22 protein-coding genes are annotated in these 21,013 nt (G+C 67.2%); 11 read left to right on the top strand and 11 right to left on the bottom strand.

Features of this window, described 5'->3' with window-relative positions:
- Positions 1-57: 57 nt before the first annotated feature.
- Both AC07UK_RS26195 and AC07UK_RS26190 read right to left on the bottom strand, forming a co-directional pair.
- Positions 58-300, bottom strand: coding sequence for a hypothetical protein (locus AC07UK_RS26195; protein ID WP_013955797.1), 243 nt, complete (start codon positions 298-300; stop codon positions 58-60).
- Positions 293-1,729 (bottom strand): aldehyde dehydrogenase family protein, encoded by a 1,437-nt coding sequence (locus AC07UK_RS26190; RefSeq protein ID WP_494686792.1) that lies wholly within the window; start codon positions 1,727-1,729, stop codon positions 293-295. The genes AC07UK_RS26195 and AC07UK_RS26190 overlap by 8 nt, the downstream gene beginning before the upstream one ends.
- Positions 1,730-1,931: 202 nt before the next feature.
- Here AC07UK_RS26190 and ppa point away from each other — a divergent pair, with 202 nt between their 5' ends.
- The gene (ppa, locus tag AC07UK_RS26185; protein ID WP_010813006.1) at positions 1,932-2,459 is read left to right on the top strand and encodes an inorganic diphosphatase; all 528 of its coding nucleotides are present in this window, start codon (positions 1,932-1,934) and stop codon (positions 2,457-2,459) included.
- Positions 2,460-2,583: 124 nt separating this feature from the next.
- Positions 2,584-3,156, top strand: a complete 573-nt coding sequence (locus tag AC07UK_RS26180) for a cytochrome b (RefSeq protein ID WP_494686791.1) — start codon at positions 2,584-2,586, stop codon at positions 3,154-3,156.
- Positions 3,157-3,172: 16 nt separating this feature from the next.
- Here AC07UK_RS26180 and AC07UK_RS26175 read toward each other — a convergent pair whose 3' ends face one another.
- A complete protein-coding gene (locus AC07UK_RS26175) occupies positions 3,173-4,426 on the bottom strand; it encodes a GNAT family N-acetyltransferase (RefSeq protein WP_436221001.1) in 1,254 nt (417 codons plus the stop codon).
- A 184-nt stretch (positions 4,427-4,610) separates the two neighbouring features.
- Here AC07UK_RS26175 and AC07UK_RS26170 point away from each other — a divergent pair, with 184 nt between their 5' ends.
- A complete protein-coding gene (locus AC07UK_RS26170) occupies positions 4,611-6,659 on the top strand; it encodes an NAD(+) synthase (protein WP_436221002.1) in 2,049 nt (682 codons plus the stop codon).
- Positions 6,660-6,726: 67 nt separating this feature from the next.
- On the opposite strand, the gene AC07UK_RS26165 is transcribed toward AC07UK_RS26170, so the two are convergent.
- Both AC07UK_RS26165 and AC07UK_RS26160 read right to left on the bottom strand, forming a co-directional pair.
- Positions 6,727-7,053 carry a DMT family transporter gene (locus AC07UK_RS26165; RefSeq protein ID WP_436221003.1) on the bottom strand — a complete coding sequence of 109 codons (327 nt, stop codon included), beginning with the start codon at positions 7,051-7,053 and terminating at the stop codon, positions 6,727-6,729.
- Positions 7,054-7,056: 3 nt separating this feature from the next.
- A complete protein-coding gene (locus AC07UK_RS26160) occupies positions 7,057-8,046 on the bottom strand; it encodes an SLAC1 anion channel family protein (RefSeq protein ID WP_436221004.1) in 990 nt (329 codons plus the stop codon).
- Positions 8,047-8,294: 248 nt separating this feature from the next.
- Here AC07UK_RS26160 and AC07UK_RS26155 point away from each other — a divergent pair, with 248 nt between their 5' ends.
- From AC07UK_RS26155 to glnK, 3 genes are all read left to right on the top strand, one after another.
- Complete coding sequence (locus AC07UK_RS26155; RefSeq protein WP_436221005.1) at positions 8,295-8,708, top strand: hypothetical protein; 414 nt, start codon at positions 8,295-8,297, stop codon at positions 8,706-8,708.
- Positions 8,709-8,800: 92 nt separating this feature from the next.
- Complete coding sequence (locus tag AC07UK_RS26150; protein WP_494686790.1) at positions 8,801-9,757, top strand: GlxA family transcriptional regulator; 957 nt, start codon at positions 8,801-8,803, stop codon at positions 9,755-9,757.
- 250 nt (positions 9,758-10,007) lie between these two features.
- Entirely contained in the window at positions 10,008-10,346 is a 339-nt protein-coding gene (gene glnK / locus AC07UK_RS26145; RefSeq protein ID WP_006162803.1) for a P-II family nitrogen regulator, read from the top strand.
- A gap of 63 nt (positions 10,347-10,409) precedes the next feature.
- On the opposite strand, the gene AC07UK_RS26140 is transcribed toward glnK, so the two are convergent.
- The 3 genes from AC07UK_RS26140 to trxB form a co-directional block, all read right to left on the bottom strand.
- A complete protein-coding gene (locus tag AC07UK_RS26140) occupies positions 10,410-11,051 on the bottom strand; it encodes a trimeric intracellular cation channel family protein (protein WP_013955807.1) in 642 nt (213 codons plus the stop codon).
- Positions 11,052-11,064: 13 nt separating this feature from the next.
- Positions 11,065-11,739: a Smr/MutS family protein gene (locus AC07UK_RS26135; protein WP_436221007.1), complete on the bottom strand. Its 675-nt coding sequence runs from the start codon at positions 11,737-11,739 to the stop codon at positions 11,065-11,067.
- A 122-nt stretch (positions 11,740-11,861) separates the two neighbouring features.
- Complete coding sequence (gene trxB / locus AC07UK_RS26130) at positions 11,862-12,827, bottom strand: thioredoxin-disulfide reductase (protein WP_436221008.1); 966 nt, start codon at positions 12,825-12,827, stop codon at positions 11,862-11,864.
- A 234-nt stretch (positions 12,828-13,061) separates the two neighbouring features.
- Between trxB and AC07UK_RS26125 the strand changes: the two genes are divergently transcribed.
- Complete coding sequence (locus tag AC07UK_RS26125) at positions 13,062-15,401, top strand: DNA translocase FtsK (RefSeq protein ID WP_436221009.1); 2,340 nt, start codon at positions 13,062-13,064, stop codon at positions 15,399-15,401.
- Positions 15,402-15,455: 54 nt separating this feature from the next.
- On the opposite strand, the gene AC07UK_RS26120 is transcribed toward AC07UK_RS26125, so the two are convergent.
- Positions 15,456-15,971: a hypothetical protein gene (locus AC07UK_RS26120; protein WP_494686789.1), complete on the bottom strand. Its 516-nt coding sequence runs from the start codon at positions 15,969-15,971 to the stop codon at positions 15,456-15,458.
- A gap of 267 nt (positions 15,972-16,238) precedes the next feature.
- Between AC07UK_RS26120 and lolA the strand changes: the two genes are divergently transcribed.
- Together lolA and AC07UK_RS26110 are read left to right on the top strand one after the other, a co-directional pair.
- Entirely contained in the window at positions 16,239-16,874 is a 636-nt protein-coding gene (lolA, locus tag AC07UK_RS26115) for an outer membrane lipoprotein chaperone LolA (protein ID WP_013955810.1), read from the top strand.
- An 8-nt stretch (positions 16,875-16,882) separates the two neighbouring features.
- Positions 16,883-17,320, top strand: a complete 438-nt coding sequence (locus AC07UK_RS26110) for a hypothetical protein (protein ID WP_436221012.1) — start codon at positions 16,883-16,885, stop codon at positions 17,318-17,320.
- A 16-nt stretch (positions 17,321-17,336) separates the two neighbouring features.
- Here the strand turns inward: AC07UK_RS26110 and AC07UK_RS26105 are convergent, their stop codons facing one another.
- A complete protein-coding gene (locus AC07UK_RS26105; RefSeq protein WP_211980811.1) occupies positions 17,337-18,437 on the bottom strand; it encodes an NAD(P)-dependent alcohol dehydrogenase in 1,101 nt (366 codons plus the stop codon).
- Positions 18,438-18,693: 256 nt separating this feature from the next.
- Here AC07UK_RS26105 and AC07UK_RS26100 point away from each other — a divergent pair, with 256 nt between their 5' ends.
- Together AC07UK_RS26100 and AC07UK_RS26095 are read left to right on the top strand one after the other, a co-directional pair.
- The gene (locus tag AC07UK_RS26100; protein WP_436221014.1) at positions 18,694-19,032 is read left to right on the top strand and encodes a hypothetical protein; all 339 of its coding nucleotides are present in this window, start codon (positions 18,694-18,696) and stop codon (positions 19,030-19,032) included.
- A 172-nt stretch (positions 19,033-19,204) separates the two neighbouring features.
- Positions 19,205-20,242 (top strand): Fe(3+) ABC transporter substrate-binding protein, encoded by a 1,038-nt coding sequence (locus AC07UK_RS26095; RefSeq protein WP_436221015.1) that lies wholly within the window; start codon positions 19,205-19,207, stop codon positions 20,240-20,242.
- Positions 20,243-20,275: 33 nt separating this feature from the next.
- Here the strand turns inward: AC07UK_RS26095 and AC07UK_RS26090 are convergent, their stop codons facing one another.
- A complete protein-coding gene (locus AC07UK_RS26090) occupies positions 20,276-20,947 on the bottom strand; it encodes a hypothetical protein (RefSeq protein ID WP_494686788.1) in 672 nt (223 codons plus the stop codon).
- Positions 20,948-21,013 lie beyond the last annotated feature (66 nt).

Below are 21,013 nucleotides of genomic sequence, written 5' to 3'. Positions count from 1 at the left end.
TGTCTCCTGGAGTTGTGCTTATGTTCTGGTGATCCGTGCTGCGAGGGTGCTCAATGTCTAATGCGAGAACGGCCCCTGGCCGCGCAGTGCATTGGCAACCATCATCAGTGCCAGCAGGAAGGGCAGTGCCACATACAGGCACCAGTGCACGCGGTCGCCGACGACGTCGCCCCACTTGCGCTTGAAGACCTGCAGCCGCGGCATGCCGGAAGGATTGGTGGCGCGCTTGTTCCGCACATGCCACGCCATCCAGAAAAAGAAGATGGCAAAGGCGACGGACAGGAAATTGATGTTACCCATGTTGGATGGCGATGGTTTTCAGGGTGGTGAATCCGTACAGGGCCTCGAAGCCCTTCTCGCGGCCGTAGCCGGACTGGCCGGTGCCGCCGAAGGGCAGCTCCACGCCGCCGCCGGCACCGTAGTTGTTGATAAAGACCTGGCCCGCGCGCAGCTTGTGCGCCAGGCGCAGCTGGCGCCCGCCGTCGCGCGTCCAGACCCCGGCAACCAGCCCGTAGGGCGTGCCGTTGGCCAGTGCGATGGCTTCGGCCTCGGTGTCGAAGGGCATGGCAGCCAGCAGCGGGCCGAAAACTTCTTCCTGCGCCAGCCGGTGCGCGGGTGGCACGTCGCGGAACAGCATCGGCACCTGGTAGTAGCCGGCCTCCGGCGCCTCGGCCACGATCTGGCCCTGCGCCATCACCGACACGCCGGCGTGCTGCGCATCGGAAACGAAATCCCACACGCGCTGCTGCTGCTTGCGGCTGATCAGCGGGCCGCATTCCAGGTCCAGCTCCGAGGGGCCCACGCGCAGCGACTCGAACACCGACGCCAGCCGGTCGAGCAGCGCGTCGTAGACCGGGCGCTCCACCAGCAGGCGGCTGCCGGCCGAGCAGGTCTGGCCGGCATTCTGCACGATGCCGTTGACCACCACCGGCACCAGCGTATCCAGGTCGGCATCGGCAAAGACGATCTGCGGCGACTTGCCGCCCAGCTCCAGCGTGACCGGCACGTGGTTCTCGGCGGCGAGCTGGGCCACCTGCTTGCCGGTCTGGGGCGAGCCGGTGAACGAGATATGGTTGATGCCCGGGTGGCGCGCCAGCGCGGCGCCGGCTTCATGGCCGTAGCCGGTGATGATATTGAGCGCGCCTTCGGGCAGGCCGGCCTCGGCGGCGATCTCGGCCACGCGCAGCAGCGACAGGCAGGCGTCCTCGGCCGGCTTGACCACGCAGGCGTTGCCCGTGGCCAGCGCTGCGCCCACGCTGCGCCCGAAGATCTGCAGCGGGTAGTTCCACGGGATGATGTGGCCGGTCACGCCGTGCGGCTCGCGCACGGTCAGGACGGTGTAGCCGGGGTTGTAGGGGATGGTCTGGCCGTGCAGCTTGTCGACCGCGCCGGCGTAGAACTCGAAATAGCGGGCCACGGCGCGGGCATCCGCGCGCGCCTGGCGCAGCGGCTTGCCGGTGTCGCGGGCTTCGAGCGCGGCCAGTTCGTCCTCGTGGGCGATCAGCGCCACGGCGACACGGTTGAGCAGGCGCACCCGCTCGGCTGGCGCCATCTGGCCCCAGACGCCTTCGGCGGCCTGGCGGGCCGCATGGACGGCGACGTTGATATCGGTGGCGTTGCCGCGTGCGATCTCGGCGAACGGCTCGCCGTTGGACGGATCGAAGACCTTGATGCGCAGGCCGTTGTCGGGCGCGATCAGGCGGTTGGCGACGAAGTGCTGGGCGTGCATGGGTGGCTCCGGGGCAGCGGGTGCAACAGGGAGGCAGCGTGGCGGCTGCGCTTTTCAGTGACGGCTGAAGAATGCGCCATTATCGCCGACACTGGCCAGCGTGCAATGCGCCGTGCCTGGCCCAGCTGTCAGCCTGCGGTCAGGCATGAGCCGCTATAATGCCCGCCATCCAACAACACCGCGCAGGCATCTGGAGAACCGCATGAGCTTCAACCTCGTAACCCCGGGCAAGGACATCCCCAACGATTTCAACGTCATCATCGAGATCTCGGCCCAGAGCGATCCGGTGAAGTACGAGGCCGACAAGGAAACCGGCCTGCTGTTCGTCGACCGCTTTATCGGCACAGGCATGCGCTATCCGGCCAACTACGGCTATATCCCGCAGACGCTGTCGGGCGACGGCGACCCGGTGGACGTGCTGGTGCTGTCGCCGTTCCCGATCCTGGCGGGCGCCGTGGTGCGCTGCCGTGCACTCGGCATGCTGAAGATGACCGACGAGTCGGGCGTGGACGCCAAGCTGGTCGCCGTGCCGCTGGACAAGCTGTCGCCGGCCACTGCCTACATGAAGGGCCTGTCGGACGTGCCGCAGAACCAGCTGGACCAGATCAAGCACTTCTTTGAGCACTACAAGGCACTGGAAGCCGGCAAGTGGGTCAAGGTCGAAGGCTGGGCCGGCATCGAGGAAGCCCACAAGGAAATCACCGACGGCGTGGCCAACTACAAGAAGTAAGCTGAACCGCCGCTGAAGAAGCCCCGCTCCGGCGGGGTTTTTTGTTGCCGCGCGCTTGACGCACGGCAGTACCCGCACAAGTGCCTTGCGCTACGCTGTGCGGGTGCTGACAAGAGGAGTCCCCATGCATCCCATCACCGAAATCCACGCATCGCCGCGGGCCTTGTCGCCGTCGCGCCGCTATGACCGGCTGGCGGTGTGCTTCCACTGGGCGGTGTTCCTGCTGGTGGCGCTGGCCTATGCCGCGATCGAACTGAAGGGCAGTTTTGCCAAGGGCACGCCGCCACGCGCACTGGCGATGACGGTCCATGAATGGGCGGGCGCTCTGGTGCTGGTGCTGGCGGTGCCGCGCCTGCTGTGGCGCCTGGTGCGCGGTGCGCCCGCGCCGGAGCCGGGCGCGCGCTGGATGCAGCGGGCCGGCGAGGCCATGCACTGGGTGTTTTACCTGTATATCCTGGCCCAGCCGCTGCTGGGGCTGCTGGCGATGAACGCCGGCGGCCACCTGCTGGCGTTGCCTTCACTCGGGATAGAAGTGCCAGCGCTGGTGGCAGCCGACCCGGCACTGAAGGACACCGTCAAGGAGGTCCATGAGACCCTGGGCACCGCCTTCTACCTGGTGATCGGGCTGCATGCGATGGCGTCACTGTTCCACCACTACATGCTGGGCGACAACACGCTGCGGCGGATGTGGCGCTGAGCGCCGGCTTGCGTGTTCAGGTGCGGGCGAACGGGTTGCGTTCGCCCAGCTCGTCCAGGTAGGCGTCGATGCCCTGGCGCTCGCGCTCCAGGAAGCGCTCGACGGCATCGGCAAAGGCGGGATGCGCCAGCCAGTGGGCCGAGCGCGTGGCCACCGGCAGGAAGCCGCGCGCCATCTTGTGCTCGCCCTGGGCGCCGCCTTCGAAGGTGCGTATGCCTTGCTCGATGCAGAATTCCAGCGGCTGGTAGTACGCGGTTTCGAAGTGCAGGCAGGCGTGGTACTCCAGCGCGCCCCAGTAGCGCCCGTAGAGCGTGCTGACTTCAGGCGTATCGTCATAAACCAGCAGCGAGCTGGCGATGGGCTGGCCCTCGCGCTCGGCGATCACCAGCAGCAGGTGCTGCGGCATGGTGGCGCCGATGCGCCGGAAGAAATCCAGGTTCAGGTAGGGCGTGGAATGATGCTCGCGGTAGGTCTGGCGATAGCACCGGTTGAAGAACTTCCACGCGTCGTCGTCGATCTGCGCGCCACGCAGGCGCCGGAAAGTGATGCCGGCCTGCGCCACCTGGCGGCGCTCGGCGCGGATGTTCTTGCGCTTTTTCTGCGACAGCGTGGCGAGGAAGTCGTCGAAGCTGCCGTAGCCGTCGTTGGTCCAGTGGAACTGCACGCCATGCCGCATCAGCATGCCGGCCTGCTGCATCAGGGCGGCCTCGGCCTCGTCGGGGAACAGGATGTGCAGCGACGACATCTGGCTTTCGGCGGCCAGCGCCAGCGCCATCTGCAGCAGCAGGCGGCGCGCATGGGCGTCTTCGGCCAGCAGCCGCGCGCCGCGCACCGGCGTGAAGGGAATTGCCGCCAGCCATTTGGGGTAGTACTCGAGCCCGTTGCGGGCATAGGCGTCGGCCCAGGCCCAGTCGAAGACATACTCGCCATAGGAATGCGCCTTGGCGTAGAGCGGCATGGCCGCGGCCAGCCGTTCCGGGTGGCCGTCCTTGGCCGGCGCCCATAACGTCAGGTAGCGCGGGTTCCACCCGGTTTCGGCGCAGGCGCTGCCGCTGGTGTGCAGGGCGTGCAGGAACGCATGCTTCAGGAACGGCGTGGCATCGGCGTGGTGCGCCACCAGGGCGTCCCAGGCGGCGGCATCGATCTCGCCCAGGTCGGAGATGATCTCGGTACGGTATTCCTGCGCAGGGTCGCCTGCCGCCTTGCGCTTGTGCTGTGCCGGCTGGCGCTGGTCCTTGCCCTCGCCGGGCACGCATGATTCAGACTGCATTGCACCAGTTCCCGTCTGTGGATCGATCGAGTCTACCGGAAACGATGCGCCGTTGCTGCGCTGCGCGGCAGGCGCGGGGCGGCCGTCGTAAAATGGAGCATCCTCGTCACCAGTGCTTGCCGAGGCATCCCGGGATGCTTCAGGCGGCGGCATGGTCCGCATGGTTCGATAACCAAGGCCCGATATGAAGAACCCGTTTTTCAACCTGTATTCCCACGGCTTTGCGCGTGTCGCGGTGGGCGTGCCCGTCTGCCGGGTGGCCGACCCGGCCTTCAACGCCGCCGAGACCATTGCCCTGGCGGCGCAGGCGGCACAGCAGGGCGCCGTGCTGGTGGCGTTCCCGGAACTGGGCATCTCCGCCTATACCTGCGACGACCTGTTCCACCAGCGCGCGCTGCTGGACGCCTGCGAGGCGGCGCTGGCCACCATCGTCGAGGCCTCGCGCAAGCTGCCGGCGGCGCTGATCGTCGGCATGCCGCTGCGGGTCGAGCACCAGTTGTTCAACTGCGCCGTGGTGGTGGCGCGCGGGCGTATCCAGGGCGTGGTGCCCAAGTCCTACCTGCCGAACTACTGGGAGTTCTATGAGGCGCGCCAGTTCAGCGCCGCCGACAACGCCGCGGTCGAGTCCATTCAGCTGCTGGGCCAGGACGTGCCGTTCGGCGCCGGGCTGCTGTTCGATGTCGAGGACATCCCCGACTTCCGCTTCCACGCGGAAATCTGCGAAGACGTCTGGGTACCGATCCCGCCGTCGTCGTTCGCGGCGCTCGCCGGGGCCACGGTGCTGGTCAACCTGTCGGCCTCCAATATCGTGGTCGGCAAGGCCGGCTACCGGCACCAGCTGGTCTCGCAGCAGTCGGCGCGATGCCTGGCGGCCTACCTGTACACCTCGGCCGGCAAGGGCGAGTCCTCCACCGACCTGGCCTGGGACGGCCAGGCGCTGATCTGCGAGAACGGCGAGCTGCTGGCCGAATCCGAGCGCTTTGCCGATACCTCGCACCTGCTCTGCGCCGATATCGACGTCGAGCGGCTGTCGCGCGAGCGCATGCACCAGGTGACCTTCGGCCACTCGGTGCGGCGGCACAAGGCAGAAGTGGACAAGTTCCGCGTGGTGCGCTTCCCGCTCGACCTGACCCTGGAAAAGTCGCTGCCGCTGGCGCGCAACGTGGCGCGCTTCCCGTACGTGCCGGCCGATCCGCGCCAGCGCGACGAACGCTGCATGGAGGTCTACAACATCCAGGTGCAGGCGCTGGTGCAGCGCCTGTCGGCGAGCAAGATCAGCAAGGTGGTGATCGGCGTGTCGGGCGGGCTGGATTCCACCCACGCGCTGCTGGTCTGCGCCAAGGCGATGGACCGCCTGGGCCTGCCGCGCGCCAATATCCTGGCCTACACCATGCCGGGCTTTGCCACCAGCGACCGCACGCTGCTGCAGGCGCGCCAGCTGATGCAGGTGGTGGGCTGCACCGCGACCGAGATCGATATCCGCCCGTCGTGCCTGGCCATGCTGAAGGACCTGGGCCACCCGTACGCCGCCGGCGAGAAGGTCTATGACGTGACCTTCGAGAACGTGCAGGCCGGCGAGCGCACCAACCACCTGTTCCGGCTGGCCAACTTCCACCACGCCATCGTGATCGGCACCGGCGACCTGAGCGAACTGGCGCTGGGCTGGTGCACCTATGGCGTGGGCGACCATATGTCGCACTACAACGTCAACGCCAGCGTGCCCAAGACGCTGATCTCGCACCTGGTGCGCTGGGTGGCCGAGACCGGGCAGGTGGGCGAGGGCGGTTCCGACGTGCTGCTGGCCGTGCTCGACACCGACATCAGCCCCGAGCTGGTTCCGGGCGACAGCAACCACGGCCCCGAGCAGAAGACCGAGAGCACCATCGGCCCGTATGAGCTGCAGGACTTCAACCTCTACTACACGCTGCGCTTCGGCTTCACGCCGTCCAAGATTGCCTTCCTGTCGCTGCACGCCTGGGGCGACCGCGAGCGCGGCGTATGGCCCAACGGCCCGCATGTGGTGCGCAACCAGTACGGGCTGCCGGAGATCAAGCGCAACCTGGCGATTTTCCTGGACCGCTTCTTCCGCACCAGCCAGTTCAAGCGCTCATGCATCCCGAACGCGCCCAAGGTGGGCTCGGGCGGATCGCTGTCGCCGCGCGGTGACTGGCGTGCGCCGAGCGATTCAGAGTCGGTGGTGTGGCTGGCGGACCTGGAGAAGGTGCCGGATTGATGACCGTTTCTTGCCGATAAGAAAAATGGCCCGCATCGTGCGGGCCATTTTTCTGACTGCGTGATTGTCATGGCGCCGGGCCGGAGACCAGTTTCAGCCCCACCACGCCACCCAGGATCAGCGCGATGCAGCCCATGCGCGCCAGCGATGCGGGCTCGCCCAGCCAAAGCATCCCGAGCATCGCGGTGCCCGCCGCGCCGATACCGGTCCACACCGCATAGGCCGTGCCCACCGGCAGCACGCGCAGCGACATCGTCAGAAGCAGGATGCTGGCCATCCCGGTGGCGACCGCATAGACGCTGGGCCAGAACCGGCTGAAGCCGGCCGACCATTTCATGCCGAAGGCGAAGGCGATTTCAAGCAGGCCGGCAACGGCCAACAGGGTCCAGGACATCTCTCAGGCGGCCAGCAGGCGATGCGTGAACAGGCTGTGCAGCGTGCGCACGAACAGCACCACGATCGCGGCCGTCAGCACCAGCAGGATCAGTCCCGCCAGCCAGGCCAGCACGGCGGACTGCTCGTGCCCGGCGTACTTCAGCGCCGCGTTCGACAGCGCCGCCATCGGGAAGCTGATGGCCCACCACGACGGCGCGAACGGCGCCGGGCGGCGGAACACGCGCCACGACAACAGCAGGAACAGGAACAGGCCGAAGTAGAACAGCATGCCGGCGAACATGTCGACGCTGCCGGTCATATTGACGTAAGCCAGGAAGCCCACTTCGAACGGCGCGATCAGGATGATCAGCGACGGCACCATGCCGGCCGGTAGCGGATCGTGGTGGATCAGGCGCGAGATGATCATGGTGAAGAACACCAGCGCGATCACGGTGCCGACGCCGACGGCGAGCAGGTTGACTTCATGCGCCCAGGCCATCGGCATGGTGCCGCCGGCCACGGCGATGTCCAGCGTGGCCACGCCGGGGATCAGCCACGCCGGCACCACGTTCGCCGCCTCGGTCCGGCCGTGCAGCAGCCGCCCGGCGATGACAAAAGTCAGCCCCACGGTGATCACGGTGCCGAGCGTCCAGATCGTCTGGCCCAGAGTCTCGTGATGCGCGCCGACCACCGACGACAGCAGCAGGATCGCAATCGCGATGGTGCCGAAGAAGTTGCCGCCGACGGGGTGGCTGAACTCGGCCCTGACCGCGTCCGGGTAGCGCAGCCACTTGGCCAGGTAGCCGGCGGCCAGCGCCAGGAAGGCGAGCACCGCGACCACGCCAACCGCGTTGCCAATGACGGGGCTGACGCCGAATGCGGAGCCGGCGCCGCGCCATGCCATGGACAGGCCAGACAGGCCCATGACGGCGCCGAACAGGTTGACCGGAAGGTGTTTCACCGAGCTGCGCGGCGCCGGCAGGGTGGCCGCGGGATGGGCTGCAAGAGTCATAGGGGTGGATCTGCTTTTTAGTGGGGGCGCCGGCTTGGCGTGCCTGGCGGGTGGGTTGCCGGGGCCGCGCCCTGGATCGGACGGGGCCTGGTGAAAGGAATTATGGTTGCCGCTCTTGCTGGCCGAAAGGCGCTAGACGCGTCAAATCCAGCCAAACCAATCGCGATGTCTGCCAGTGCCCGCGCAGCGCCGGAATTCCTGCCTAGACTGCGCCCCGGTTCTGATCCGGAGTGAGAGGAAAGACAGGAATGACTAGACGCAACATGAAAAGAGCCAGCGTGGCTGGATTGCTGCTGGCGTGCTGCCTGGGCCTCGCGGCCTGCATCCAGGCGCCGATCCGGCGCCACGAAGGCGAACCCGTGCTGCGGCACGGGCAGGGCGGCGCACGCGAGCATGTCGACGGGGTCGATATCTGGATGCGCGGCGAACCGCCGCGGCCCTACGAGGTGCTGGCCTACACCAGCGTGGAAACGCCGGAAGGCTGGATCGGCGAACACTTCCTGCTGAAGCGGGTGGCCAGCCGCGTGCGCGAAGCGGGCGGCGATGCTGCGCTGCTCGGCGACCAGCGCAGCCGAGTGGTCGCGCTGCAGCGTGCCGGCAGTCACACCGCGCTGGCGGAGTCGCAGCGCATCGTCGAGATCACCATCGTGCGTTACCGCTGACCCTCCGCGCTGGCGGAATCTGCCTAGACTGCCAATATCAGCCACGCGCCAGCCAACCGCCAGCCACCGCCCCGGTCCCCTGCCTTGCTGCCATGAAGATTGCCGTCGTTGCCTTCCCCGGCTTCCAGATGCTGGACCTCGCCGGCCCCATTGACGTGTTCCACGAAGGTGCCCGCCAGGCCGGGCAGCCTGACGCCTACCAGTTCGAGATCATCGCGCCGGTCCCGGGCCTGCTGACTGCCTCCAACGGCATGCGCATCGAGCCGGACGCGACGCTCGATACTTGCAGTGACGATATCGACACGCTGCTGGTCGCAGGCGGCCCGGGGTTGCGGCAGCAGCAGGACGAGACCGTCAGCGCCTGGCTGGCACGGCAGGCCCGGACCGTGCGGCGGATGGGGTCGGTCTGCTCCGGCGCGATGGTGCTGGCGCATGCGGGCCTGCTTGACGGGCGCAGCGTCACCACGCACTGGAACACCACCGACCGCCTGGCGCGCTTGTTTCCGGGCGTCCAGGTCGAACCGGATCGGATCTATGTCAAGGACGGCAACCTGTACACCTCGGCCGGCGTGACCGCGGGCCTGGACCTGGCGCTGGCGCTGGTCGAGGAGGATTTCGGCCGCGCCGTGGCGCTGCGCGTGGCGCGCGAGCTGGTGATGTTCCTCAAGCGTCCGGGCGGGCAGTCGCAGTTCAGTGCCCACCTGGCGGCACAGACCGCCGAGCGCAACGCGATCCGCGAGGTGCAGGGCTGGGTGGTCGAGAACCTGGCGGGCAACCTGTCGGTGGAGGCGCTGGCAGCGCATGCCGGCATGAGCGCGCGCAATTTTGCCCGCATCTTCAAGCAGGAATGCAAGGTGACGCCGGCGGATTTTGTCGAGGCCGCGCGCATCGATGCCGCGCGTCGGCTGCTGGAGGGCTCGCGCCATCCGCTCAAGCGCGTGGCGGCGCTGGCCGGCTTCAGCGATCCGAACAACCTGCGCCGCGCCTTTTTGCGCCGGGTCGGGGTGGCACCGTCGGACTACCGGCGCCGCTTTCGCGGCGAGGCCTGAGCAAGTGCTGTGCACAGGGCTTGCACAGGCTTTGCACAGGTTTTCCGGTCTGGTATCCACAGGGTTGTCCACAGCCTTGGGCGCCGGCGGGCCGCCACGCGGTGCGCGCTGGCGAACGTTCTGGCCGCGCCGGGCGAGGGATAGCGGGGAATACGTGGCGCCAATGACTGGTAAAATGCCAGCCGGAGAGCGCCGCGACCGCGGCGATGCGCCGCCAGGCGTGTGAACAAACGATAAACAGGGGCCAGTCATGAAGCAGATTACCGCCATCATCAAACCGTTCAAGCTCGACGAGGTGCGTGAAGCCCTGGCCGACGTCGGCGTGACCGGGCTGACGGTGACCGAAGTGAAGGGATTTGGCCGCCAGAAAGGGCATACCGAGCTCTACCGTGGCGCCGAGTACGTGGTCGACTTCCTGCCCAAGATCAAGATCGAAGTGGTGGTGGCCGAGAACCAGCTGGACACCGTGCTGGACGCCATCGTCAAGGCCGCCCACACCGGCAAGATCGGCGACGGCAAGATCTTCGTCACCGAGATCGAGCGCGTGATCCGCATCCGCACCGGCGAGCAGGACGAAGCCGCGGTCTGAGCCACGGGCCAGGACAGAAAGACGCCGCCTTGCAAGGCGGCGTTTTTGTTGGCGGGGTGGCGTTCAGCTGGGCAGCTTCCACCCGTAGCGCACCGACACCAGCCGCATGGCGATGATCGCCACTGCCCCGGTCAGCAGCGCCGCTTCCTGCTGCACCGCCAGCCAGCTCATGCCGACATAGATCCAGCAGCCGATAAAGGAGCAGGTGGCGTAGGGCGAGCGGTCGCGCAGGATCATCGGCACCTCATTGCACAGCACGTCGCGCACCACGCCGCCGAATACGGCCGAGATGATGCCCATCATCACCGCCACGGTGGGCGTCATCTGCGCCACCAGCGCCAGCGAGGCGCCGGTCACCGAGAACAGCCCCAGCCCGATCGCGTCGGCCACGATCATGGCCCGGTCCGAGGCCACGCGGCTGACCACGCGCAGCACGAACGAGGCGCCGAACGACATCACGAAGATCAGCAGCACGTAGCCTTCGTGGTCGACCCAGTAGAACGGGCGCCGGTCCAGCAGCACGTCGCGCACGGTGCCGCCGCCAAAGGCGGTGGCAAACGCCACCACGAAGGTGCCGACCACGTCCAGGCGCTGCTTGCGCGCATCGACCACGCCCGAAACCGCGAAGGCGAGCACGCCGATCACCTCCATGATGTGGAGGATCAGGGGCAGCCGCCCCATCAGCAAATCAAGCGGAACGTGCATCCGTGGCGAGGCGTCAGGTGCGCGGCTGGCGCAGCAGCACCATCAGTGCGCCGGCGCCGCCTTCGGCCTCGCGCGCCTGCACGAAGGCGAGCACTTCTTCCTTCTGCACCAGCCAGCTGCGCACCTTGCCCTTGAGCACCGGCTGCTTGTAGGGCGAGCCCAGGCCCTTGCCGTGGATCACGCGCACGCAGCGCACGCCGTTGCGCACCGAGCGGCGCAGGAACTCGGCCAGCGCCTCGCGCGCCTCGTCGCTGCGCAGGCCGTGCAGGTCGACCTTGTCCTGCGGCACCCATTCGCCGCGGCGCAGCTTGCGGATCACGTCCATGCCGATGCCGGGCCGGCGGAACGACAGGGTCTCGTCGGTTTCCAGCAGGCTTTCCACGTCGAAATCATCGGACAGCGAGGCCGCCAGCACCGCTTCGTCGTTGCGGCGCGACTGCACCGGCACCGGGGCGGGCTTGCTGGCGGGCACGGGGGCGCGGTTGCGGTCGCGCAGCTGGCTGACCTGGCCCACGCTGGTGCGGAAGACTTCGGCCTCTTCGCGGGCGCGCTGGGCGGCCTGCTCGGCGGCCACGCGCTCGGCTTCGCGGCGCTCGGTATCGGCCTTGAGGGTGTCGCGCAGCCTGGCAAGGTCGTTCAGGCCGAAACGTTGGGGCGGTCGGTCGGGTTTGCGGGCGCCGTGCGTCATCGAGAATCTCCGGGGGCTCGGCGCCGATTATATCGACTGGCTGGGCGGCAGGAGGGCGGCACGAGGTGCCGGGGGGACGCGCCGGCGGGCCGTGGCGGCCCGGCCGGCGGAGGGAGCTGTGCTTACTTCAGGGCTTCGACAAAGCGCTGGGCGTCCAGCGCGGCCATGCAGCCCGTGCCGGCGCTGGTGATGGCCTGGCGGTAGACATGGTCCTGCACGTCGCCGGCGGCAAACACGCCCGGCACGCTGGTGGCGGTGGCATCGCCTTGCAGGCCCGACTTGGTCACCAGGTAGCCGTTTTCCATGGCCAGCTGGCCTTCGAACAGGTCGGTGTTGGGCTTGTGGCCGATGGCGATGAACACGCCGGCCAGCTTCAGGTCCTCGGCCTGGCCGGTCTTGGTGCCGCGGACGCGGATGCCGGTCACGCCGGATTCATCGCCCAGCACCTCGTCCAGCACGCTGTCGTAGCGGATCACCACGCGGCCTTCTTTTTCACGCTGCAGCAGGCGGTCGACCAGGATCGGCTCGGCGCGGAAGCTGTCGCGGCGGTGGATCACGGTGACCTTGCTGGCGATATGCGACAGGTACAGCGCCTCTTCCACGGCGGTGTTGCCGCCGCCGACCACGGCCACTTCCTGGTTCTTGTAGAAGAAGCCGTCGCAGGTGGCGCAGGCCGACACGCCGCGGCCCATGAAGGACTCTTCGGACGGCAGGCCCAGGTACTGCGCCGAGGCGCCGGTGGCGATGATCAGCGCGTCGCACGTATATTCACCGGCGTCGCCGATCAGGCGGAAGGGGCGGGCCGGCTGGCCGTTGTCGTCCACCAGCTTGGCGGTGTGGATGTGATCGAAGATGATTTCGGTCTTGAATTCCTCGGCGTGCGCCAGCATGCGCTGCATCAATTCAGGACCCTGGACGCCCTTGGCATCGCCCGGCCAGTTCTCGACGTCCGTGGTGGTCATCAGCTGGCCGCCCTGTGCCAGGCCGGTGATCAGCACCGGTTCCAGGTTGGCGCGGGCCGCGTAGACCGCGGCGGAATAGCCGGCGGGACCAGAACCGAGAATCAGCACTTTTGCGTGTTTTGCCATGATGCGTTCCTGTGGCCGGTGCGGCATGCTGCCCACCGGCATTGCTCGAAAACGACATTATAAGAGGAGCCGCATTTGCTCACTGTTGCAAATTCCAATGAGTGCGATAGTCTCGGGCCACGTTAAAATGGCCGCCACGATGACCGTCAGTCACCCGGTGAGTGACCACTGACCGATGTCGGCATCGGCCCGAAACGCATCCGGAATCACCTTACACGCGAGTCTTAACCAGGCATGGCCCGAGCTACCACGACCACCCGCACCGATCCCTCAGCCTTGCCATCCCGCATCGGCAAACTGCTGGGCGAGGTCCGCTGGTTCCTGCTGCTGGCCGTCACGCTGGGCTTCCTGTGCGTGCTGGCCAGCTACAGCAAGACCGATCCCGGCTGGTCACATGCCAACCAGGTTGCCGATATCCACAACCTGGGCGGCCGCGTCGGCGCCTGGGTGGCCGACGTGCTGTTCTTTATCTTCGGCTTTTCCGCCTACTGGCTGGCGGTGCTGCTGGTGCGCCGCTGCTGGCGCGGCTGGCGCACGCTGACCGCCGAGCTGCCCGAGCGCGCGGACCACAGCCTGCACCGCCAGGGCGTGACCGTCAGCTGGATCGGCTTCGGGCTGACCCTGTTCTCCAGCATGGGCCTGGAGGCGATCCGCATGTACCCGCTGCGCGCCGCGCTGCCGCGCGCGCCGGGCGGGGTGCTGGGCGACCTGCTGGGCGGCTGGCTGCAGGTGGCGCTGGGTTTCACCGGCGCGACCCTGCTGCTGTTGCTGCTGCTGGCGATCGGGCTGTCACTGTTCTTCCATTTCTCCTGGCTGACCGTGGCCGAGCACGTCGGCGGCTTTGTCGAGACCCTGTTCCTGGGCTTCAAGGCCCGCCGCGAGAGCAAGCAGGACCGCATCATCGGCGAGGCCGCCAAGACCGAGCGCAAGGAAACCGTCGAGGTGCAGCGCGTGCGCATCGAAGAAGCGGCGCCGGTGCAGATCGTGCGCCCGCAGGCGGTGCCCAAGCACGAGCGCGTCGAGCGCGAGAAGCAGCAGCCGCTGTTTGCCGATATCCAGGACTCGGACCTGCCGCCGCTGTCGCTGCTGGACCCGATCCCGCCGCACCAGGAAACCGTCAGTGCCGAGACCCTGGAATTCACCTCGCGCCTGATCGAGAAGAAGCTCAAGGACTTCGGCGTCGAGGTCAAGGTGGTGGCGGCTTATCCGGGCCCGGTCATCACGCGGTATGAGATCGAGCCGGCCACCGGCGTCAAGGGCAGCCAGGTGGTGAACCTGGCGCGCGACCTGGCGCGCTCGCTGTCGCTGGTGTCGATCCGTGTGGTCGAGACCATCCCGGGCAAGAACTACATGGGGCTGGAGCTGCCCAACCCGAAGCGCCAGACCGTGCGCCTGTCGGAAATCCTTGGCTCGCAGGTCTACAACGAGAGTTCGTCCAGCCTGACCATGGCGCTGGGCAAGGACATCGCCGGCAAGCCGATGGTGGCCGACCTGGCCCGCATGCCGCACTGCATGGTGGCCGGCACCACCGGCTCGGGCAAGTCGGTCGGCATCAACGCGATGATCCTGTCGCTGCTGTACAAGTCCAAGGCGGAAAGCGTACGCCTGATCCTGATCGACCCGAAGATGCTCGAAATGAGCGTCTACGAGGGCATCCCGCACCTGCTGTGCCCGGTGGTGACCGACATGCGCCAGGCCGGCAATGCCCTGAACTGGGCGGTCGGCGAGATGGAGCGCCGCTACAAGCTGATGAGCAAGCTGGGCGTGCGCAACCTGGCCGGCTACAACAAGAAGATCGACGAGGCCGCGGCCCGCGAAGAGAAGATTCCCAACCCGTTCAGCCTGACTCCGGACGCCCCGGAGCCGCTGGACCGGCTGCCCACCATCGTCATCGTCATCGACGAGCTGGCCGACCTGATGATGGTGGTCGGCAAGAAGGTGGAAGAGCTGATCGCCCGCATCGCGCAGAAGGCGCGCGCGGCCGGCCTGCACCTGGTGCTGGCCACGCAGCGCCCGTCGGTGGACGTGATCACGGGCCTGATCAAGGCCAACGTGCCGACCCGGATCGCGTTCCAGGTCAGCAGCAAGATCGACTCGCGCACCATCCTCGACCAGCAGGGTGCCGAAGCGCTGCTGGGCATGGGCGACATGCTCTACCTGGCGCCGGGCACCGGCCTGCCGGTGCGCGTGCACGGCGCCTTTGTCTCGGACGAGGAAGTCCACCGCGTGGTGGAAAAGCTTAAGGAATCCGGCGAGGCCAACTACATCGAGGGCATCCTCGAAGGCGGCCTGACCGATGACGCCGGCGGCGGCGACGGGTTTGGCGGCGGTGCCGGCATTGGCGGTGGCGGCGGCGAGGCCGATCCGCTTTACGACCAGGCGGTCGAGGTGGTGCTGAAGAACCGGCGCGCGTCGATTTCGCTGGTGCAGCGCCACCTGCGCATCGGCTACAACCGTGCCGCGCGGCTGCTGGAGGATATGGAGAAGGCCGGGCTGGTGTCGGCGATGTCGGGCAACGGCAATCGTGACATTCTGGCGCAGGGTGGTGGTGCGGCCGCGCGTGACGAGGACTGAGCGCTGCCAGCACTCATCCCAGCCGGCCTGGGATTGCCCGGCCTGTGATGTGTGCTAGCGGCGCTTGAGCAGCAGGTCGAGCTTCGTGTTGACGGTTTCAAATTGCTTGTCGACGCGCACTTCCAGGCGCTCAATGCGCGCGTCGACCGCATCAAGGCGATCCGTGAGGCGGCGGTCCATCTCGGTCATCCGGGTGGCGAGCGGCGCGGTGGCCTTGTCGACCTTGTCTTGCGTGGTCTCATTCAGCCATGTCATCACGGAAAAGACAAAGGCCACGCCCGCCAGGATGCCTGTGCCGACCATGGCGGGGCTAAGAGGCTTGGTAGCGGCAGTCTTTCCCCGTCGAGCTTCGAGTTCGATCCTGACCCTGCGCGCCGCGATCCTGTCGATCTCGTCGCGATCGAGGCGCCGGGAACCGTGCCGGAACGGCAGGCGGCCATCGGTACGCTTGTCCTCGGAGGCATTGGATGCGGTCGTTGTCATATTGCAGGCCCGGTCGGAATGGCCGCCTTGCAGTGAAGCAGCATGCATGAGGCGACGTGGCGATTGCTCTACGTACATGCCTTGCATTGTGACCCGCGGCGGGTAAGGAAGTGTTTCGCCTGGATACGAGATATCGCCACAGGCTGCTCTTTTCCGCCAATTCAGGGTTTTCGCCGCCGAACAGGCGCGGTTCCGTCGGTGTCTGCCGTAATATCCGGTTACCCGCGAGCGCGGGCCGTGTGGAATCCTCCGGCTGCCGCCTGCTCTAAACAGACAAGTTGCCCGTGCAGCGGCCTACAGCGTTGGGCGCAGCACATGCGGCAACGCTCCCTCATAACAACCAGGACCCGAACCATGCGAAACCGCATCCTCGTGTCGGCTTGCGCCGCGCTGGCGATGTTTGCCCTCCAGGCGCCGGCCCATGCCGCCGCCACCGACCAGTTGCAGAGTTTTGTCACCGGCGTGAAGAGCGCGCGCGGCGAGTTCACGCAGCGCCAGGTCAAGGGGCAGGGCGCCAACGGCAAGGTGACCGGCACCTCCAGCGGCACCTTTGTGTTCTCGCGCCCGGGCAAGTTCACCTGGCGCTATACCAAGCCTTACGACCAGCTGCTGCAGGCCGACGGCCAGACCCTGTATATCTACGACAAGGACCTGAACCAGGTCACCGAGCGCAAGCTCGACGGCGCGCTCGGCTCCAGCCCGGCGGCGATCCTGTTCGGCAGCAATGACCTGGAAAAGAACTTCGTGGTCAAGAACGGCCCGACGCGCGATGGCGTAGAGTGGCTGGAGCTGACGCCCAAGGCCAAGGACACGCAGTTCGAGCGCATCGGCATCGGCTTCAAGGCCGGCAATCTTGAGGCCATGGAGCTGCGCGACGCGTTCGGCAACACCACCCTGCTGACCTTCACGGGCATGCAGAAAAACCCGCCGCTGGCGGCCGATGCATTCCGGTTCACGGTGCCCAAGGGCGCCGATGTGATGAAGCAGTGAGGCCCGCCATGAACGATCCGCAGGAAGGTCCCGCAGTCACCATCCGTTCCCGGCGCCGCCAGCGCGCCATGCTGCTGGCCAGTGCCGGCGCGCTGCTGTTGGCGGCATGCGCCAGCAGCGGCGGCGGCGCCAGCAAGTTCGATGTCGATTCCTTCCTGCGCGCATCGGACTCGGCATTGCCCGAAGTACTGGGCAATGGGGCCTTCCTCAAGGCCACGCGCGTGCCTGCCACCGACTGCGCGGTGATGCTGCAATCGGCCAGCACCGGGGTACTGGAAGACCTGCCGCCGAGCAGCAGTGCGCGCGGCCCGGCCTGGCTGTTGCACCCGAAGGACAAGCCCGGCGAGGTATGGCTGGTGGTCAGCGAGTCCGGCGGCGAGCGTACCTGCCACGGCCCGTTGCCGGCCGACGCCATGCAGGCGCTGGCCGCCCGGGCCAAGGGCTGAACCTGAGGCGCCGCCGTCAGTGCGGCTTGATGGCGATCTTCAGCACGCCGTCGCGCTGGTTGGCGAACAGGTCGTAGGCCGCGACGATGTCGTCCAGCTTGTACTGGTGCGTCACCAGCGCGCCCAGGTCGACGCGGCCCGACTCGATCACATTGATCAGCCGCCGCATGCGTTCCTTGCCGCCGGGGCACAGCGCGGTATTGATCTTGTGGTCGCCCAGCCCCGCGGCGAAGGCCGACAGCGGAATGGTCAGGTCGCTTGAATAGACCCCCAGGCTGGACAGCGTGCCGCCGGGCTTGAGCACGCGCAGCGACTGCTCGAAGGTTGCCTGCGTGCCCAGCGCCTCGATCGAGGCATCCACGCCGCGCCCGCCGGTCAGCTTCATGACCTCATCCACCACGTCGCAGTTGCGGAAGTTCAGGACCACGTCCGCGCCCATCTTGCGCGCGATCTCCAGCCGGTGGTCGTTGCCGTCGATGGCGATGATGGTGGTGGCGCCGCACAGCCGCGCGCCGGCGGTCGCGCATAGCCCGATCGGGCCCTGCGCGAACACGGCCACGGTGTCGCCGATGCGGATATTGGCGTTTTCAGCGCCCTTGAAGCCGGTGGACATGATGTCAGGGCACATCAGCACCTGCTCGTCGGTGAGGCCATCGGGGATCGGTGCCAGGTTGGCCTGGGCGTCGGGCACCAGCACGTATTCCGCCTGGGTACCGTCGATCATGTTGCCGAAGCGCCAGCCGGCGGTCGCCTTGTAGCCGTGGCAGCCGCACTGCCCGCTGGCCATCAGGTAGCTGCCATCCTGCGAGGCCACGCCGTCCTGCGCTGCGTAGGAGTTGAAGTTGGGGCAGATTGCGCCGGCGATGACGCGCTGGCCTTCGCGGTATCCCGTCACCGCGCTGCCGAGCTTTTCGATGATGCCGACGGGTTCATGGCCCACGGTCAGGCCCTTTGCCACCGGGTACTCACCCTTGAGGATGTGCACGTCGGTGCCGCAGATGGTGGTGGTGGTGATACGCACCAGGGCATCGTTGGGGCCGATATCCGGGATGGGCTTGTCTGCCAGTTCGATCCGGCCAGGCTCGACAAAAACGGCGGCTTTCATCATTGCGGTCATGCGTTGCTCCCAGGGAAGGCGCAAGGGGATGCGCGGTGGGTGGGGTGGTGCGGGACGTTGCCGGCCCGCTTACTCACTGATAGCACGCATGGGTTATAGCCCGGTTTATCCAGATCAAGCCGAGGCCACGCGGAAGATGTGCACAATACATGGCAAGCCGGCAACAGCTTCATATCGGTGTGCAAGGAAGCTGAACGCCGCGGGGTGCCGCATGTCCCAGCATCCTCATACTCGCCATACCCATCAGGAGAACGACATGATTGCGATGCGAACTATCCTCTGCTGGACGCGCCAGGCCGCCACGCTGGTGGCGGGCGGGGCCCTGCTGGCAGCTTGCGCGGCGCAGCCGCCGGCGCCCGCGCCGACCGGCCCGCAAGGCGCGCGCGGCACGCCCGAGGGCTGTGCCGCCGACAAGCTGGCCGACGATGCCCTGGTCGGCAAGACCGAGGCCGAGGTCATCGGCCTGCTGCAGGGCTGCGCGTGGCGCCTGGGCGAGCGCGACGGCCAGCAGTTCCCCGGCACCATGGACTACAATCCGCAGCGCCGCACCCTGGGCGTCAAGACCGGCAAGGTAGTCTGGGTGCGCCGCGGCTGAGGCCGGGCGCGCTTCCTGCGGGCACTGATCTGTCAACGGCCGCCAACATGACGGAATTGTAATTTGACGGTCTGAACAAGAATCAATATTGTTTCCCGCTGACCGGAATCCAATAACCGGGCGGCCCCGGGGTGCCCGGCGGCTGCCCAAACCATGCTGGGGAGCCATCCGCGTGAAGACCACTATCCGAACCTTGCTGCCGCGCGCTGCGGCGCTGGCCATGCTGACCCTGCCGCTCGCCGCGGCGGCGCAGGAAAAGGTGCTCAACCTCTACACCGCGCGGCACTACCAGACGGACGAAGCGCTGTACACCAACTTCACCAAGCAGACCGGCATCAAGATCAACCGCATCGAAGGCCAGGAAGACCCGCTGCTGGAGCGCATCCGCAATGAAGGCGCCAACAGCCCGGCGGACGTGTTCATCACGGTGGATATCGGCCGCCTGTGGCGCGCCCAGCAGGCTGGCGTGTTTGCGCCGGTAAAGTCGAAGGTGCTGGAATCGCGCATCCCGGCGAACTACCGGGACGCCAATGGCGAATGGTTCGGCTTCTCGGCGCGCGGCCGCGTGATCGCCTACAACAAGACCGCGGTCAAGGCCGGCGATATCGCCAGCTATGAAGACCTGGCCGATCCCAAGTGGAAAGGCAAGGTCTGCACGCGTTCCAGCGGCCATGTCTACAACCTGTCGCTGGTTTCCAGCCTGATCGCCCACGATGGCGAGGCACGCACCGAGCAATGGGCGCGCGGCGTGGCCGCCAACCTGGCGCGCGTGCCCAAGGGCGGCGATACCGACCAGCTCAAGGCGGTTGCCGCCGGCGAATGCGACGTGGCCATTGCCAACACCTACTACATCGCGCGCCTGCTGAGGTCGACCAAGCCGGAAGACAAGGCCGTGGCCGACAAGCTGGGCGTGCTGTGGCCGAACCAGTCGAGCCAGGGCGTGCACATGAATGTCTCGGGCGGCGGCATGCTCAAGCATGCGCCCAACAAGGAAGCGGCGGTCAAGTTCCTGGAGTACCTGGCCAGCGACGAGGCCCAGCGCTACTTTGCCGACGGCAATAACGAATGGCCGGTGGTGCAGGGCGTGAAGGTCAGCAACCCGGCGCTGGAAGCGCTGGGCACGTTCAAGTCCGACACCATCAACGTGGCCGAACTGGGCAAGTACCAGCCGCAGGCACAGAAGCTGGTGGACCGCGCCGGCTTCAAGTAAGCCGCCACGGCCTTTGCAGCAGGGCGGTTCCTGCTACAGCAGGAACCGCTTGTTCCCCGTCACCTGCGTCGGCTCCAGCTTGCGGAACGTCAGCTTCACGCTGCTGTTGAGCCGCCGCCCCGCCTGGCGCCGCACCAGTGCCCGGTGCAGCAGGCCCTTGTGGCCGACCGTGCCTTCGGCATAGGGCTGGTCCGAGGTCCCGCCCAGCGCCATCGCGGCCAGTGCCTGGTTGCGTTCGGCCGCACTCTTTTCCAGCAGCTTGTCCAATGCCATGCGTGCGCGCACCTGCGCCGCCAGCGCGGTGTCGCCGGGATTGGCGCGGGCGCGCTCGGCATCCCACGGCAGCTGCACCTTGCCGGCAAGGCGGCGCAGCGCGGCGCGCAGTTCGGCGCCATCCATCCGGGTTTCCTGCACGATCCAGACGGCGTCATGGCGCAGCACCGCTTCGGCATCGGCCATGCGGCGCACCAGCGCGGGCTGCAGTTCGGGCGACGAGAACTGCCGCGCGCGGCGGATCGCGTTGAGCGCGATGCGGCGCACCTGCGGGTTGGCGTGATCGAACAGGTCAGTGATCACGCGCGCGGCCGTGTCGGCCGAATCGACCATCTCCGCCAGCTGGCCGGCCAGCGAGACTTCTTCCACGCCGCTCAGCTTGTTGCGGCTGAGCCGGTTCAACTTGAACAGCAGGATGTGATATCGCAGCATAGGTTCTTGCGCGGCAGGCATGCCGCTGTTCGCTCCCGGGCGAATGCCGGGCCATAAGAACCCGTT

The sequence above is a fragment of the Cupriavidus sp. GW821-FHT07C08 genome (assembly GCF_059419025.1).
This window is presented reverse-complemented; position numbering and strand designations above follow the sequence as displayed.